General features: G+C 57.8%; 16 protein-coding genes and 1 pseudogene. 8 read left to right on the top strand and 9 right to left on the bottom strand.

The window, feature by feature from the left end; all coding sequences use genetic code 11:
- The first annotated feature begins 5 nt into the window (after positions 1–5).
- From trpD to WLY71_RS20365, 3 genes are all read left to right on the top strand, one after another.
- On the top strand, positions 6–1,055 hold the full coding sequence (trpD, locus tag WLY71_RS20375) for an anthranilate phosphoribosyltransferase (RefSeq protein ID WP_056741323.1): 1,050 nt from the start codon (positions 6–8) through the stop codon (positions 1,053–1,055).
- Positions 1,052–1,888, top strand: coding sequence for an indole-3-glycerol phosphate synthase TrpC (gene trpC, locus WLY71_RS20370; RefSeq protein ID WP_347804973.1), 837 nt, complete (start codon positions 1,052–1,054; stop codon positions 1,886–1,888). Before trpD ends, trpC begins: the two co-directional genes overlap by 4 nt.
- A 98-nt stretch (positions 1,889–1,986) precedes the next feature.
- Positions 1,987–2,688: a lipoate--protein ligase family protein gene (locus WLY71_RS20365; protein WP_347804972.1), complete on the top strand. Its 702-nt coding sequence runs from the start codon at positions 1,987–1,989 to the stop codon at positions 2,686–2,688.
- Here the strand turns inward: WLY71_RS20365 and crp are convergent.
- Positions 2,685–3,329 carry a cAMP-activated global transcriptional regulator CRP gene (gene crp, locus WLY71_RS20360; RefSeq protein ID WP_347804971.1) on the bottom strand — a complete coding sequence of 215 codons (645 nt, stop codon included), beginning with the start codon at positions 3,327–3,329 and terminating at the stop codon, positions 2,685–2,687. The two genes, WLY71_RS20365 and crp, sit on opposite strands and share 4 nt — an antisense overlap.
- A 231-nt stretch (positions 3,330–3,560) precedes the next feature.
- Between crp and WLY71_RS20355 the strand changes: the two genes are divergently transcribed.
- Both WLY71_RS20355 and speD read left to right on the top strand, forming a co-directional pair.
- On the top strand, positions 3,561–3,983 hold the full coding sequence (locus WLY71_RS20355) for an OsmC family protein (RefSeq protein ID WP_007941657.1): 423 nt from the start codon (positions 3,561–3,563) through the stop codon (positions 3,981–3,983).
- A 237-nt stretch (positions 3,984–4,220) separates the two neighbouring features.
- The gene (gene speD, locus WLY71_RS20350; RefSeq protein WP_347804970.1) at positions 4,221–5,015 is read left to right on the top strand and encodes an adenosylmethionine decarboxylase; all 795 of its coding nucleotides are present in this window, start codon (positions 4,221–4,223) and stop codon (positions 5,013–5,015) included.
- 60 nt (positions 5,016–5,075) lie between these two features.
- Here speD and coq7 read toward each other — a convergent pair whose 3' ends face one another.
- From coq7 to hemJ, 6 genes and pseudogenes are all read right to left on the bottom strand, one after another.
- Positions 5,076–5,723, bottom strand: coding sequence for a 2-polyprenyl-3-methyl-6-methoxy-1,4-benzoquinone monooxygenase (coq7, locus tag WLY71_RS20345; protein WP_008147238.1), 648 nt, complete (start codon positions 5,721–5,723; stop codon positions 5,076–5,078).
- A gap of 126 nt (positions 5,724–5,849) precedes the next feature.
- A complete protein-coding gene (locus tag WLY71_RS20340) occupies positions 5,850–6,188 on the bottom strand; it encodes a histidine triad nucleotide-binding protein (protein WP_347804969.1) in 339 nt (112 codons plus the stop codon).
- 82 nt (positions 6,189–6,270) lie between these two features.
- Positions 6,271–7,059, bottom strand: a complete 789-nt coding sequence (locus WLY71_RS20335; RefSeq protein ID WP_046045397.1) for an SDR family NAD(P)-dependent oxidoreductase — start codon at positions 7,057–7,059, stop codon at positions 6,271–6,273.
- A gap of 62 nt (positions 7,060–7,121) precedes the next feature.
- Positions 7,122–8,087, bottom strand: a pseudogene (locus tag WLY71_RS20330) (DUF805 domain-containing protein).
- A gap of 56 nt (positions 8,088–8,143) precedes the next feature.
- Positions 8,144–9,112 (bottom strand): NAD(P)H-dependent flavin oxidoreductase, encoded by a 969-nt coding sequence (locus tag WLY71_RS20325; protein WP_347804968.1) that lies wholly within the window; start codon positions 9,110–9,112, stop codon positions 8,144–8,146.
- A 33-nt stretch (positions 9,113–9,145) separates the two neighbouring features.
- On the bottom strand, positions 9,146–9,574 hold the full coding sequence (gene hemJ / locus WLY71_RS20320; protein WP_347804967.1) for a protoporphyrinogen oxidase HemJ: 429 nt from the start codon (positions 9,572–9,574) through the stop codon (positions 9,146–9,148).
- 136 nt (positions 9,575–9,710) lie between these two features.
- Between hemJ and argC the strand changes: the two genes are divergently transcribed.
- Both argC and erpA read left to right on the top strand, forming a co-directional pair.
- Complete coding sequence (gene argC, locus WLY71_RS20315) at positions 9,711–10,745, top strand: N-acetyl-gamma-glutamyl-phosphate reductase (protein WP_347804966.1); 1,035 nt, start codon at positions 9,711–9,713, stop codon at positions 10,743–10,745.
- A 168-nt stretch (positions 10,746–10,913) separates the two neighbouring features.
- Positions 10,914–11,264 carry an iron-sulfur cluster insertion protein ErpA gene (gene erpA / locus WLY71_RS20310; protein ID WP_007947969.1) on the top strand — a complete coding sequence of 117 codons (351 nt, stop codon included), beginning with the start codon at positions 10,914–10,916 and terminating at the stop codon, positions 11,262–11,264.
- A 67-nt stretch (positions 11,265–11,331) separates the two neighbouring features.
- On the opposite strand, the gene WLY71_RS20305 is transcribed toward erpA, so the two are convergent.
- Positions 11,332–12,423: an anhydro-N-acetylmuramic acid kinase gene (locus WLY71_RS20305; RefSeq protein WP_347804965.1), complete on the bottom strand. Its 1,092-nt coding sequence runs from the start codon at positions 12,421–12,423 to the stop codon at positions 11,332–11,334.
- 3 nt (positions 12,424–12,426) lie between these two features.
- Positions 12,427–13,851 carry an OapA family protein gene (locus WLY71_RS20300; RefSeq protein WP_347804964.1) on the bottom strand — a complete coding sequence of 475 codons (1,425 nt, stop codon included), beginning with the start codon at positions 13,849–13,851 and terminating at the stop codon, positions 12,427–12,429.
- A 212-nt stretch (positions 13,852–14,063) separates the two neighbouring features.
- Between WLY71_RS20300 and tyrS the strand changes: the two genes are divergently transcribed.
- Positions 14,064–15,263: a tyrosine--tRNA ligase gene (gene tyrS / locus WLY71_RS20295; protein ID WP_309676872.1), complete on the top strand. Its 1,200-nt coding sequence runs from the start codon at positions 14,064–14,066 to the stop codon at positions 15,261–15,263.
- The last annotated feature ends 274 nt before the right edge of the window (positions 15,264–15,537 follow it).

Below are 15,537 nucleotides of genomic sequence, written 5' to 3'. Positions count from 1 at the left end.
TTTTCATGAATATCAAGACAGCCCTGAGCCGTATCGTCGAACAGCTCGACCTCAGCACCGATGAGATGCGCGATGTCATGCGCGAAATCATGACCGGGCAATGCACGGACGCGCAGATCGGCGCGTTCATGATGGCCATGCGCATGAAGAGTGAGAGCATCGACGAAATCGTCGGCGCCGTGTCGGTCATGCGCGAGCTGGCGGACAAGGTCGAACTCAAGACCCTCGACGGCGTCGTCGATGTGGTCGGTACCGGTGGTGACGGTGCCAATATCTTCAACGTCTCGACTGCTTCCTCGTTCGTGGTTGCGGCCGCGGGTTGCACTGTCGCCAAGCACGGTAACCGTGCGGTCTCGGGCAAAAGCGGCAGCGCCGATCTGCTGGAGGCGGCGGGTATCTATCTGAACCTGACCCCGGTTCAGGTCGCACGCTGCATCGACAACGTCGGCATCGGTTTCATGTTCGCCCAGACCCATCACAGCGCCATGAAGCACGCCGCCGGCCCGCGCCGGGAGCTGGGCTTGCGCACGCTGTTCAACATGCTCGGCCCGCTTACGAATCCGGCCGGCGTGAAGCATCAGGTGGTGGGCGTGTTCAATCAGGCGTTGTGCCGGCCGCTGGCCGAAGTCTTGCAGCGTATGGGCAGCAAGCACGTGCTGGTGGTGCACTCGAAGGATGGCCTGGACGAGTTCAGTCTGGCAGCGCCGACCTTCGTGGCGGAATTGAAGGATGACCAGATCACCGAGTATTGGGTCGAGCCAGAAGACCTGGGGATGAAGAGCCAGAGCCTGCACGGTCTGGCAGTGGATAGCCCGGCGGCTTCCCTGGAGCTGATTCGCGATGCCCTGGGCAAGCGCAAGACCGAGAACGGTCAGAAAGCCGCGGAAATGATTATGCTCAATGCCGGTGCCGCGCTGTACGCCGCCGACCATGCCAGCAGTTTGAAAGAAGGCGTTGCCCTGGCGCACGATGCGCTGCACACAGGCCTCGCTCGGGAAAAACTGGAGGAGTTGGGTGCATTTACCGCGGTATTCAAAGTGGAGAATGAGGGATGAGTGTACCGACGGTTCTGGAAAACATTCTGGCCCGTAAAGTCCAGGAAGTCGCCGAGCGTAGCGCTCGCGTAAGCCTGGCGGAGCTGGAAAGTCTGGCCAAGGCGGCCGATGCACCCCGTGGTTTTGCCAAGGCATTGTTGGCTCAGGCCAAGCTCAAGCAGCCAGCGGTCATTGCAGAAATCAAGAAAGCTTCACCGAGCAAAGGTGTTATCCGCGAGAACTTCGTTCCCGCCGACATCGCCAAGAGTTACGAGAAGGGCGGCGCGACCTGTCTGTCAGTGCTCACCGATATCGATTACTTCCAGGGCGCCGATGCGTATCTGCAACAGGCGCGGGCGGCGTGCAAACTGCCGGTGATCCGCAAGGACTTCATGATCGATCCGTACCAGATCGTCGAAGCCCGAGCATTGGGCGCCGACTGCGTGCTATTGATCGTCTCCGCACTGGATGACGTGAAAATGGCCGAGTTGGCGGCCGTGGCCAAAAGTGTCGGCCTCGATGTGCTGGTGGAAGTTCACGATGGCGACGAGCTGGAGCGGGCCTTGAAAACCCTGGACACTCCGCTGGTGGGCGTGAACAACCGCAACCTGCACACCTTCGAAGTCAATCTGGAAACCACCCTCGATCTGTTGCCGCGTATCCCGCGTGATCGCTTGGTGATCACCGAAAGTGGCATTCTCAACCGGGCCGATGTCGAGCTGATGGAAATCAGCGATGTGTACGCGTTCCTGGTTGGCGAAGCGTTCATGCGCGCCGAAAGCCCGGGCACCGAACTGCAGCGTCTGTTCTTTCCAGAGCGTGGCGGTCCGGTCAGCGGCTCGACCCTCGACTGAAAACATCTTCGCAGGCAACCCGATCCCCTGTGGGAGCGGGCTTGCCCGCGAAGAGGCCATCAAGTGCCCCAAAGACTTCATGTCTTACGGAGTTATTCATGCCTCAGCCAATCTCTCTGACCGTCGAAGCCGGCTTGCTCGCCGAACAGGATCTGTTGGCCCATGTGTGCACCGGCGATTCGGAGTTTGGTCTGCTGTTCTGGCAACCCAGTGATCGGGCGCTGGTCATGCCTCGACGGTTGAATCGCCTGCCTGGGTTCGAGGCCGCGTGCGAGGTATCGGCTGCGGCGGGTTGGCCGGTGTTATTGCGTGAAACCGGCGGTGAACCAGTGCCGCAATCGGCCTCAACCATCAATATCGCGCTGGTCTACGCGCCACCGCGTAACGAGGGTGACCAGAACCGGATCGAAATCGCTTATCGTCGACTCTGCGACCCGATTTGTCAGTTGCTTGATGAGATGGGCGGCGTTTCGTCCTTGGGCGAAGTTGATGGCGCGTTTTGCGATGGCCGATTCAACGTCAATCTCGATGGGCGCAAGATGGTTGGCACCGCGCAGCGCTGGCGCCAGAGCAAGGGCGGTACGCGTCCGGTAGGGTTGGTGCACGGGGCTTTGTTGCTCGATAACGAGCGTGAGTCGATGGTTGCGGCGGTCAACCGGTTCAATGAAGCCTGTGGCCTGGAGCAGCGAGTTCGCGCCGAGAGCCACATTGCTCTTCATGAAAAATATGCAGCACCTGATGCGTTGGGGCGACTCGACACGTTGTACCGCCAGTTGCTGGCAGACATGTTCAGGGTTTAGCGCGTACCGAAGACCACCATGGTCTTGCCTTTGACGTCCACCAGGTTGCGTTCTTCCAGGTCCTTGAGTACGCGACCGACCATCTCGCGGGAACAACCGACAATCCGCCCGATTTCCTGACGGGTCACCTTGATCTGCATGCCGTCCGGGTGAGTCATCGCATCCGGCTGCTTGCACAGTTCCAGCAGGCAGCGTGCGACACGGCCGGTAACGTCGAAGAAGGCCAGGTCACCCACTTTGCGGGTGGTATTGCGCAGGCGCTGTGCGATTTGTCCGCTGAGCACGTAAAGAATGTCTGGATCCTGTCGGGACAGCTCGCGGAATTTCGCGTAGCTGATCTCCGCGACTTCGCATTCGATCTTGGCGCGCACCCAGGCGCTGCGTTCCTGTTCCAGGCCGGCCTGTTCGAACAGGCCCAATTCGCCGAAAAAGTCTCCGGAGTTCAAGTAGGCGATGATCATTTCGCGGCCATCGTCATCCTCGATCAGGATGGTGACTGAACCCTTGATGATGAAGAACAGCGTGTCCGAGCGCTCGCCGGCACAAATGATGTTGCTTTTGGCCGCATAACGACGGCGCTGGCAGTGCATCAGCAGCTTGTCCAGGTTCTTGATTTTGGGTGTTGGGGTAATAGCAACCATGGTTGTATCCCGAAAAGACTTCACGGTGTGTTTGGTTTTCTTATGAGTCGCTGAGGTTGCTACAAAGCTGGCCATGCGCCAGTCAATTGGCGCCAGCTTAACAGACACTTCCTGCAATATTCGAGAATTTACCTACAGCGCAGCGGCATGCGTCGTAGGAAGGCGAGACGCCGTCAATCAAGGCCCCTGTGCTAAGCTGGCGATCCTTTTTTATACAGTGGAGTCTTGGCGATGAAGGCACGCATCCAATGGGCTGGCGAAGCCATGTTCCTCGGCGAATCCGGCAGCGGTCATGTCGTGGTCATGGACGGTCCGCCCGATGCCGGCGGTCGCAACCTGGGTGTCCGGCCGATGGAAATGCTCCTGCTGGGTGTTGGCGGTTGCAGCAATTTCGACGTGGTCAGCATCCTCAAGAAGTCCCGTCAGGCCGTTGAAAGCTGCGAAGCCTTCCTCGAAGCCGAGCGTGCCACCGAAGATCCGAAGGTATTCACCAAGATCCACATGCACTTCGTGGTCAAGGGCCGCGGCTTGAAAGAAGCCCAGGTCAAACGCGCCATCGAGCTGTCTGCCGAGAAGTATTGCTCGGCGTCGATCATGCTTGGTGCGGCTGGCGTGGCAATTACTCATGACTACGAGATCATCGAGCTCGGTTGAATCGACATTCAACTATCATAAAGGCAGTGCAGACTGTGGCGATCCCAAGCTGACGTCTGCACAATGCGCCACTTTTTTCAGGGGAGTGGCCTGTCCCCGACAGGCCGCACACCCCAACAGACAACCAGAATCGCCATTGTGCAGAGGTGTTAACCGTCCTACGCAGGTGCGTCGTTCGCATCTGACGGGCATGCTTGATCATGCGGCCGGGCCGCAATACATAGAGAGTCTTTAACGGTGAAAAGCAAACTCAAGCTCCACGGGTTCAATAACCTGACAAAGACCTTGAGCTTCAACATCTATGACATCTGCTACGCGCAAACCCCGCAAGACCAACAGGCTTACGTCGAGTACATCAATAAAGAGTACAACGCGAAGCGCCTGACGCAGATCCTCACAGAAGTTGTCGATATCATTGGTGCCAACATCCTGAACATCGCCAGTCAGGACTATGAACCCCAGGGCGCCAGTGTCACGATTCTGATCTCCGAAGAGCCGGTGACCCCGACCGACAGTCAGATCGAAGAGTCCCCGGGCCCGCTGCCTGAAATTATCCTGGCCCACCTCGACAAGAGCCACATCACGGTGCACACCTACCCGGAAATCCATCCGGACGATGGCATCGCGACATTCCGTGTGGACATTGATGTGTCGACCTGTGGCGTCATTTCACCGCTCAAGGCGCTCAACTTCCTGATCCACCAGTTCGATTCGGATATCGTGACCGTGGATTATCGTGTGCGCGGTTTCACCCGTGACGTGGAAGGCAAAAAGCACTTCATCGACCACGAGATCAACTCGATTCAGAACTACCTTTCCGAAGACACCCGCGACGCATACCAGATGACCGACGTGAACGTGTACCAGGAAAACCTGTTCCACACCAAAATGCTGCTCAAGAACTTCGAGCTGGATAACTACCTGTTCGGCGACGCTACCAGCAACCTGTCGTCTGAGCAGCGTGCTCAGGTGACCGAGCGTGTGAAACACGAAATGCTGGAAATCTTCTACGCGCGCAACATGCCGAGCTGATTTTCTGCGAGCAAAAAAAAGGGCGCTGAAAGCGCCATTTTTTGTGCTCGGTGTTTGGGATCAGATCCGATAAGTACTCTTGGTCATGACCTTGGCCATCAGGCTCATGCCGAACTTCACCGGTGCCGGGAAGCGGAAACCCCCAGCCTCCAGCGCGCTTTCGGCGTGGTGTTCTTCATCAATGCGCATCTGCTCGAGGATCGCCCGGGACTTTTCGTCCTCGGCTGGCAGTTGCTCAAGGTGTTCGTTGAGGTGTTTGCACACCTGATGCTCGGTCGCAGCAACGAAACCCAGGCTGACTTTATCGCTGATCAACCCTGCCACCGCGCCAATCCCGAACGACATGCCGTAAAACAGCGGATTGAGAATGCTGGTGTGGCTGCCCAACTGTTTTATGCGTTGTTCGCACCAGACCAGGTGGTCGATTTCTTCTTCGGCGGCATGCTCCATGGCGGCGCGCACTTGCGGCAGCTTGGCGGTCAGGGCCTGACCCTGATACAGCGCCTGGGCACAGACTTCACCGGTATGGTTGATGCGCATCAGACCGGCGACGTGCCGGGTGTCTTCGTCGCTCATTTGCGCATCCGGCTGCACGATAGCCGGCGAAGGACGGTACGGCTGGCCACTGAAGGGCAGCAAAGTACGCATCGCGGCATCGGCTTGCAGCAGAAGACGGTCAATCGGCGAGTAGTGACGTTGGGTAGTCATGCTGACCTCCGGGAAGAATCTCGGCGGCCAGTTTAACCCAATCGGCCGGGGAAGGTTTGCGCTGGGTCATTGCGACGCAGGTGTTTGTGGGAGCGGGATTGCCCACCCCCACAGGGCTTACTGCAATCAGCCCGGCGGCCAATGCATCTGGCGCTGACCCAATACATGCATATGTATGTGATAGACGGTCTGCCCACCCAGTGGATTGCAATTCATGACCACGCGGAAGCCTTCTTCGCAACCCAGTTCCAGAGCCAGACGCTGGGCGGTGAACAGAATATGCCCAGCCAATGCCTTGTCGTTCTCGGTCAGGTCGTTAAGCGTGCGCACCGCTTTTTTCGGGATCACCAGAAAATGCACCGGTGCCTGTGGGGCGATGTCGTGGAAGGCCAGTACCTGGTCGTCCTCGTAAATGATCTTCGCCGGGATTTCCCGGTTGATGATCTTGGTGAACAGAGTATCCACAGCTGTTTTCTCCGTTGTTTTGGCTGGCCTGAGTGTAACCATGGGTTATGCCCGAGCCCAGCCTTTTACCTTGAGGGTGCGATCAGCGCGGGCAATAAGCCTTGTTGACCATGCCGGCGATTGTCCGGGTCAGCCAGCGCGAGCCGAGTCGCGGCAGGAAGGCGCGCCAGCGGTTGCGTCGACCAGGAATAATGATGGCGCGATTTTTCTCCAGAGCCCGCACGGTGTAGAGCGCGACTTCCTCGGGGCTCATCAGCATTTTGCTGTCGATCAGTTTGCCAGCGTCCAATTGCGCGGTGCGGAAAAACGCCGTGCGGGTAGGGCCGGGGCAGAGCACCGAGACCTTGACCGCGCATTTTTTCAGTTCGACGCGCAACCCTTCGGAAAAGTGCAACACATAAGCCTTGCTGGCGTAATAAGTACTCATCCACGGGCCGGGATGGAACGCCGCCACCGAGGCGACATTCAAAATTTGTCCGCCGCCCTGCAGCGCCATACTGTTGCCGATCGCGTGACACAGGCGAGTGAGTGCGAGGATGTTCACTTCGATCAGGTCCTGCTCGGTCATCCAGTCCTGAGCCAGAAAAGGGCCGCAGGTGCCGATGCCGGCGCAGTTGACCAGCAAATCGATCTGTCGGTCACCTTCCTCCAGCTCCAGCAGAAAACCGGACAGCCTTAGCGGCTCGCCGAGGTCGCAGGCTCGGAACAACACTTCCACGCCAAAACGTTGAGTCAGTTCAATCGCAATACTTTCCAGCTGATCACGCTGACGGGCCACCAGAATCAGGCTGCGGCCGCGCCGGGCCAGGGCTTCGGCCATCGCCAGGCCGATGCCGCTGGAAGCGCCAGTGATCAGAGCGTAACGGGTCATGCATTTCTCCATCGCAACAGCTCCGCGCCGGCGACGCAGGTGTCACGGACGGGGAGCGCTGTTCATTCTTTCGCAGAGTCTACAGGGGGCTGGGCTGCTTCGGCTGCTTCGTCAGCTGAATTTGGCGCTGGCTCTGCTTCCACGGCGGTTTGATCTTCGATCTCTTCGGTGGTCACGGAGTCACTTTCATAGCTGCTCTGGGTGGCGCTTTCGTATTCGCTCTGAATGGTAGTAAGGCCGCCGGTCAGTCCGCCGATGAACAGGATCGCGATAAACACCAGCCACAGTGACGACAGGATCTTGACCGCGGTGCTGTTGGGCGGTGGTGGCGCACCGTATCGATTGGCGGTGTTATTGCCCGGCACAATCACCATGACGAACGGAAAGATGCTGCCCACGAACGGCACGAGGGTCAGCAGCTAGAGCCAACCAGACCAGCCAGCATCATGCAGGCGCTGGACACTGAACTGGATGCTGACGAGGCCGAGCGACACGAAGCCGATCAAGGCCAGCAGGCCCCCGAGAATGAGGGCGATGGTCGAGTCCGTGTTGATGAGGGCCAAGGCAAAAACAGCAACCAAAGAGCCAATGCTAAGGGTCACCAGCGTCAGCGACATCGTCCAGGCCAGATAACGCAAGCGACCGATCCGACCCTCGAAGCTGAACGGCTTGAGTGTGGAAAACGCAGGCAAAGCTTCGCCAACGGTAGCCTGGGGTGGTGCGTAAGGGGATTCGGGATCTGCCGCGGCGGCAGGGGCGTGTTGATGAGCGTCGGACAGGTTCAGCTCGATCAAGGGTTCGGATTCAATCCGGGCATCGATACCGGTTTTGGTCAGCGCCTGGAGATAAGTCTGCGCATCGACCTGCGACAGGTCGCGTTTGAGCGCAACCGGCTTGCCACTGAACAGCCGCTCGATGGCAGCCACATCGCTTTTGAACAACTCGGCGAGATTGAGCTTGGCGGTGCTGACGTCAACACCTGGCAGCAGAGCGCCGTCGAACACGATCTTGAAACGGTTTTCGCTCATTGCGAGGCATCCTTGTCGTGTAAAGCCAGCCGGAATGGATTGGCCAAGTTTTCCTGTCAGCGTGGCCAGCGCTTGGGCAGCGCTGCCGCCAGCTCCAGTGCTTTTCGGTACTCGGCATCGAGGCGAGCGACCAATTGATCAACACTCGGCAGGTCATCGATCTCGCCGACACCCTGGCCTGCGGACCAGACGGTTTTCCAGGCTTTGGCTTCATCGCTTATGGGCTTGAGTTTGGAGCCGAAGTTCACCTCGCCCTTGCCTTGCAGCGCGGCCATGTCGAAACCTGCAGCCTCAAGACTCTGACGCATAAAGCTCGCCGGTACTCCCGACACCGCTGGAGTATGGACGATGTCCGCGGCTCTGGAAGTCAGCAGCATCTCTTTATAGGCGTCAGGCGCATGACTTTCGGTGGTGCCGATAAATCGCGTACCGAAGTAGGCCAGATCCGCACCGAGCAATTGTGCAGCGAGAATCTCGTGACCGTGGTTCAGGCACCCGGCCAGCAGCAGGGTCTTGTCGAAGAATTGGCGGATCTCGGCAATCAGCGAGAACGGGCTCCAGGTTCCGGCGTGTCCACCGGCGCCTGCTGCCACGGCGATCAAACCGTCGACCCCGGCCTCGGCGGCTTTCTCTGCATGGCGACGAGTCGTCACGTCATGGAACACCAGACCGCCATAGCTGTGCACTGCATCGACCAGTTCTTTCACGGCGCCGAGACTGGTGATCACAATCGGCACTTTGTGCTCGATGCAGATCGCCAGGTCCGCTTGCAGCCGCGGGTTGCTGTTGTGGACGATCAGGTTCACTGCATAAGGCGCCGGATTCTCCAATGTCGCCAATCCTGCTTCAATCTCTTCCAGCCAGGCCTTGAAGCCGCTGCTCTCGCGCTGGTTCAGCGCAGGAAAGCTGCCCACCACGCCATTACGGCAGCAGGCGAGCACCAGTTGTGGGTTGGAGATCAGGAACATTGGCGCTGCCACCACTGGCAGACGCAAGCGTTGTTCGAGCAGAGCGGGCAGCGACATTGGAAGTACCCCGGTGAGTTGTGCTTAGTGGAGTTAGAACGGCCGAACGACGACCAGAATTACAATGGCCAGCAATATCAGAACCGGCACTTCATTGAACCAGCGATAAAAGACATGGCTGCGGGTGTTCTCGTCACGGGCAAAACGTTTCACCTGAGCGCCGCACATGTGGTGGTAGCCGATCAGGATCACCACCAGGGTCAACTTGGCGTGCATCCACGCCCCCTGACTGAATATGCTTGGGTTCAGGCCGATCAGTGCGATGCCGAAAATCAAGGTGGCGATCATCGCCGGCCCCATGATGCCGCGGTACAGCTTGCGCTCCATGATGCTGAAGCGTTCTTTACTGACAGTGTCTTCACTTTGCGAGTGATAAACGAACAGGCGCGGCAGGTAGAACAGGCCGGCAAACCAGCAGACCATGCTGACGATGTGAAGCGCTTTGAGCCACAGATAAAGCATTTTTTAGTTATTCCCACGTTCACGGTAGGTTGGATAGTAGAGGCTTGAGGCTCCGCACGTCACCTTGCCGGTTGTCGCAGGACGATACGGGCCCTATTATCGACGGCTTTCCAGTGGGTTCGTTGAGGGCAGGGTTATGGTCAAGGTCGGTATCGTCGGCGGCACGGGTTACACCGGTGTCGAACTGCTGCGTCTGTTGGCGCAGCACCCGCAAGCTGAAGTGGTCGTCATCACTTCCCGATCCGAGGCCGGTCTGGCCGTGGCTGATATGTATCCGAACCTGCGCGGTCATTACGACGGTCTGGCGTTCAGCGTTCCGGACATCAAGACGCTGGGCGCTTGCGACGTGGTGTTCTTCGCAACGCCTCACGGTGTTGCCCATGCGCTGGCAGGCGAACTGTTGGCGGCCGGGACCAAAGTCATTGACCTGTCGGCGGACTTCCGTCTGCAAGACGCCGATGAGTGGGCCAAGTGGTACGGTCAGCCGCACGGCGCGCCGGAACTGCTGGAAGAGGCGGTTTACGGCTTGCCGGAAGTCAATCGCGAGCAGATCAAGCAGGCTCGTCTGATCGCCGTGCCGGGTTGCTACCCGACTGCTACGCAATTGGGTTTTCTGCCATTGCTTGAAGCAGGTCTGGCCGATACCACCCGCTTGATTGCTGACTGCAAATCCGGCGTCAGTGGTGCCGGTCGTGGCGCGTCTGTAGGTTCGCTGTACTCCGAGACGTCGGAAAGCATGAAGGCTTACGCCGTCAAAGGTCACCGTCACTTGCCGGAAATCCGCCAGGGTCTGCGTCGTGCCGCGGGCAAGGACGTCGGTCTGACGTTCGTTCCGCACCTGACGCCAATGATTCGAGGCATCCACTCGACGCTCTACGCGACGGTCGTGGACCGCTCGGTTGATCTGCAGGTGCTGTTTGAAAAGCGCTATGCCAACGAACCGTTCGTCGATGTCATGCCGGCCGGCAGCCATCCGGAAACCCGCAGCGTGCGCGGTGCCAACGTTTGCCGTATTGCGGTGCATCGTCCGCAGGATGGTGATCTGGTGGTGGTGTTGTCGGTGATCGACAACCTGGTCAAAGGTGCGTCGGGTCAGGCGGTGCAGAACCTGAACATCCTGTTTGGTCTGGATGAGCGCTTGGGTCTGTCTCATGCAGGCATGCTGCCGTAAGGTTTTATCCTGCTCAGTAAAAAGGCCCGTCTGACGGGCCTTTTTGCATTCCGGGCTTACGATTGGGTTGATTGATATACCGTAACAATAGTTGACCGATTTTCTAGGAGAAGCGGATAATGCGCGTCATCACGCATTATGGCGGCGTAACGCCGGGAGATAGTTAGCATGAGCGTCGAATCCTTCACCCCCACGGCTTTGCAATTCACCCACGGTGCCGCGCACAAGGTGAAGAGCCTGGTCGATGAAGAGGGGAATGATCGCTTGAAGCTGCGCGTATTCGTTACGGGCGGCGGTTGTTCAGGTTTTCAGTACGGCTTCACCTTCGATGAGGAAGTGGCCGATGACGACACCATTGTCGAGCGCGAAGGGGTGAGTCTGGTCGTTGATCCGATGAGCTTCCAGTACCTGGCAGGTGCCGAGGTGGATTATCAGGAAGGTCTGGAAGGTTCGCGCTTCGTGATCAAGAATCCGAACGCCAGCACCACGTGTGGCTGCGGCTCTTCGTTCTCGATCTGATCGCAAGTTACCGCATCACCAAGCGCCGCATGGCCTCAGGGCTCTGCGGCGTTTTGCTGTGTGCAGATTAAGCGGGGTAGATGGCGCCGAGTACGCGCAGGCCGCGGGCGCCAGTGACACTTGGGCGATTGGCAGCGATGCCTTCAAGGCAGCAATGGGCCAGCCAGGCGAAGGCCATGGCTTCGACCCAGTCGGGGTTTACACCGTAAGCCGCGGTGCTGCTGACCTTGGCGTTCGGCAGCAAGCTGGCCAAGCGGTTCATCAGCGTGGCGTTGTGGGCGCCGCCGCCGCAGACCAACAGTTCCTGGGTATCTGATTGAGCGCTTTGCAGTGACTCGACGATGGTCAGGGCGGTCAGTTCGAGCAGGGTTGCCTGCACGTCTTCGGCGGCGAAGGTCGACAGTTTCGATAGATGCTGTGTCAGCCATGCAAGGTTGAATACTTCGCGGCCGGTGCTCTTTGGGCCTTTGGTCACGAAAAATGGATCACTCAGCAGTTCGTTCAGCAGAACCGGTTGGACCTTGCCGCTGGCAGCCCATTGGCCATCGCGATCAAAGTTGTCGCCGCGTTGCTGGTGAATCCAGGCATCCAGCAGAACATTGCCCGGGCCACAGTCGAAACCGGCTACCGGTTTGCCGGGCTCGATCAGGCTAAGGTTGCTGAAACCGCCGACGTTCAATACCGCGCGATTGCCTGCGCGCTCTTCAAACAACGCTTCGTGAAAGGCAGGGACCAGTGGGGCGCCTTGTCCGCCAGCCGCAACATCGCGGCTGCGGAAGTCGCTGACCACGGTGATGCCGGTCAACTCGGTCAGAAGGGCAGGGTTGCCGATCTGCACGGTGAAACCGCGCGCCGGTTCGTGGCGAATGGTCTGGCCGTGGCTGCCAATCGCGCGAATGTCTTCGGGTTTCAGTTTTTGTTGGTCGAGGAGGGTGTGAATACCCTGTGCTGCCAATTTCACCCAGTTTTGTTGAGCGATGGCGGAGCGGGCAATCTCGTCCGGGCCGCTGGCGCACAAGCCAAGCAGCTCGGTGCGCAGGGCGTCAGGCATTGGGGTGTAGTGCGTGGCAATCAGGTTGATCGCTGGAGTCAGCTCGATCAACGCAATGTCCAGGCCATCGAGGCTGGTCCCGGACATCACACCTATATAGAGCGTCATGACTTAGCGCTTGCTCGAAGCCAGCTGCGTGGATTTCTCTTGATCCATGCGCGCCATCAGCGGTTGGCTCTGCGCGAGGAAACGTGCGCGTTCAGCTTTGGAGATCGGATCGGCCATCGCCACTTTCTGGCCTAGTGGGTCGACGTGCACGCCATTGACCTGGAACTCGTAATGCAAATGCGGTCCGGTGGAAAGTCCGGTGGTGCCGATGTAGCCGATCACCTGGCCTTGTTTGACGCTACTGCCAGTCTGCACGCCTTTGGCAAAGCCCTGCATGTGGCCGTACAGCGTACGGTAGGTATTGCCGTGCTGGATGATCACGGTGTTGCCGTAGCCGCCACGGCGACCGGCCAACAACACTTTGCCGTCACCGGCTGCCTTGATTGGAGTGCCACGCGGCGCTGCATAGTCGACGCCTTTGTGAGCGCGGATCTTGTTCAGGATCGGGTGCTTGCGGCCCATTGAGAATTTCGAGCTGATGCGGGCGAAGTCCACCGGGGTACGGATAAACGCCTTGCGCATGCTGTTGCCGTCAGCAGTGTAGTAGCTGCTGTTGCCTTGTTTATTGGTGTAACGCACGGCGGTGTAGATCTTGCCGCGGTTAGTGAAGCGAGCGGAAAGGATCGGGCCATTGCCGACAGCCTTGCCGTTGACGACTTTCTGTTCGTAGATCACGTCGAACTCGTCGCCCTGGCGAATATCCTGGGCGAAGTCGACGTCATAGCCAAACACGCTGGCCATGTCCATGGTCAGGCTGTGGGACAAACCGGCGCGTGCAGCGGACTGCGACAGCGAACTGTTGATCACGCCATGAACGTAGGCAGAGCGCACGGTCGGCTTGGCGGTAATGCGGTTGAATGCATAACCCTTGTCATTCTTGATCAAGGTGATGCTTTCGACGTCGCTGACCTTGCTGTGCAGATTGGTCAGCTGGCCATCGGGGCTCAGTTCGAATTCGAGTTTCTGGCCATGTTTGAGTTGGCTGAACTGTTTGGCTTGTTTGTCGCTGGCCAGCACTTCATGCACCGAAGCTGCTGGAAGGCCGACTTTTTCAAACAGGGTGGAGAGGGTATCGCCTTTAGAAACGATCACTTCCCTGTGGTTTGGAGACTTTTTTTCTTCGATCACAGGCACTGGCGCTGGCGCGGTCTGAGCGGTTTCCTGGGGTTCTTCGGCGCTGTTTTCGATCTGCGCGAAAGGGGAAGCTGCTGGCTCATTTGTGGCTTGGACCGCTTCGGCAGCGTCTTGATCTTGTGTCAGTTGTTCAGCAGGGCTTTCCAGTTCAAGACTCAGGGTCGTCTTTTTGGCTTCAACATCACTGGAAGGAAATACCAGAAGCGCCAGGCTCAGAAGGGCGGCGATGCCACTTGCTGCGAGCAGGTGGGTCTTCGGGTAAAGCGGCGGCGCTTTAGACGATTCTTTGGTCATAGGTAATTTTTGACTTTGAAAAAGATGAATTGGAAAAGATGAATGACATGATGAAGATGAAATAACTGTATAAAATATAACCAAATCATCTCTGAAGCAAGTCCGCGAACGCTGTGTCCGTGGATTGGCATCCGTGCGCCGGGCAGAACTTGTATTTGACGCGCGATCTTGTATGGTTGGTTCCCTTTGAATTCGAGCCTTGCGGGTCTGTTATGAAGTCGGTTGAAGAGCAGCTAGCGCTGATTAAACGTGGTGCGGAAGAACTGTTGGTCGAGTCCGAGCTGATCGAAAAGCTCAAGCGTGGCCAGCCGCTGCGTATTAAGGCAGGCTTCGATCCGACCGCGCCGGATTTGCACCTGGGTCATACCGTGCTTATTAATAAGCTTCGCCAGTTCCAGGAGCTGGGGCATCAGGTGATCTTCCTCATAGGTGACTTCACCGGGATGATCGGCGATCCGAGTGGCAAGAGTGCGACACGTCCTCCTCTTACCCGCGAGCAGGTTCTCGAGAATGCCGAGACCTACAAGGCCCAGGTTTTCAAGATTCTTGATCCGGCGAAAACCGAAGTTGCGTTCAACTCCACCTGGATGGATCAGATGGGGCCGGCCGATTTCATTCGCCTGACTTCTCAGTACACCGTGGCTCGCATGCTCGAGCGCGACGACTTCTATAAGCGCTACACCACCAATCAGCCAATCGCCATTCATGAGTTTCTCTACCCGCTGGTTCAGGGTTACGACTCGGTAGCCTTGCGCGCGGATGTCGAGCTGGGTGGTACTGATCAGAAGTTCAATCTGTTGATGGGGCGTGAACTGCAGCGTGGATATGGTCAAGAGGCTCAGTGCATTCTGACCATGCCGCTGCTTGAAGGTCTGGATGGTGTGAAGAAGATGTCCAAGTCCTTGGGCAACTACGTGGGTATTCAGGAAGCGCCGGGTGTGATGTACGGCAAACTGGTTTCCATTCCGGATGCGCTGATGTGGCGCTACTTCGAATTGCTCAGTTTCCGCTCCATGGATGAGATCAATGCATTCCGTGCTGATGTAGAGGCGGGTGCCAATCCGCGTGATATCAAGATCAAGCTGGCCGAAGAGATCGTTGCGCGTTTCCATGGTGAAGAGGCTGCGGCTAATGCTCACCGTGCGGCGGGTAACCGTATGAAGGAAGGCGAACTACCGGACGATCTGCCAGAGATCGAATTGACTGCTACTGAAGACATGCCGATTGCTGCTGTCCTTAATAAGGCAGGTCTGGTCAAGAACTCGGCTGTCGCGCGGGACCTTCTAGGTTCTGGTGGTGTGCGTATAGATGGTGAGGTTGTCGATCGCACCTTTATATACGTACTGGGCGCGACCCATGTTTGCCAGGCCGGGAAGAAGGCATTTGCGCGTATTACGCTCAAATCCGAATAAAGCTCAAATTAGGGGTTGACGGCAGATTCTGGAAGTCTATAATTCGCCCCACTTCCGGCGCAGTCGAAACGGAAAACTCCTTGGTAAACAATGAGTTACGCAGTTTTCGACAACGAGTTGCTTCAGGTCATCGAAGCCCAGAAGGAGTTGAAAGGGTGGTGTTGTTTGGCTCTTTTAACGATTCGATCTTCTCGGTCGAAAGCGGTGTAAAAGAGGTGTTGACAGCAGCGAGTAACGCTGTAGAATTCGCCTCCCGCTAACGAGAGATCGGAAG

This window comes from Pseudomonas rossensis (genome assembly GCF_039888995.1).
Lineage (GTDB): Bacteria > Pseudomonadota > Gammaproteobacteria > Pseudomonadales > Pseudomonadaceae > Aquipseudomonas > Aquipseudomonas rossensis.
Note: the sequence above shows the minus strand (reverse complement) of the source record. Positions and strands in the feature narration are given on the sequence as shown.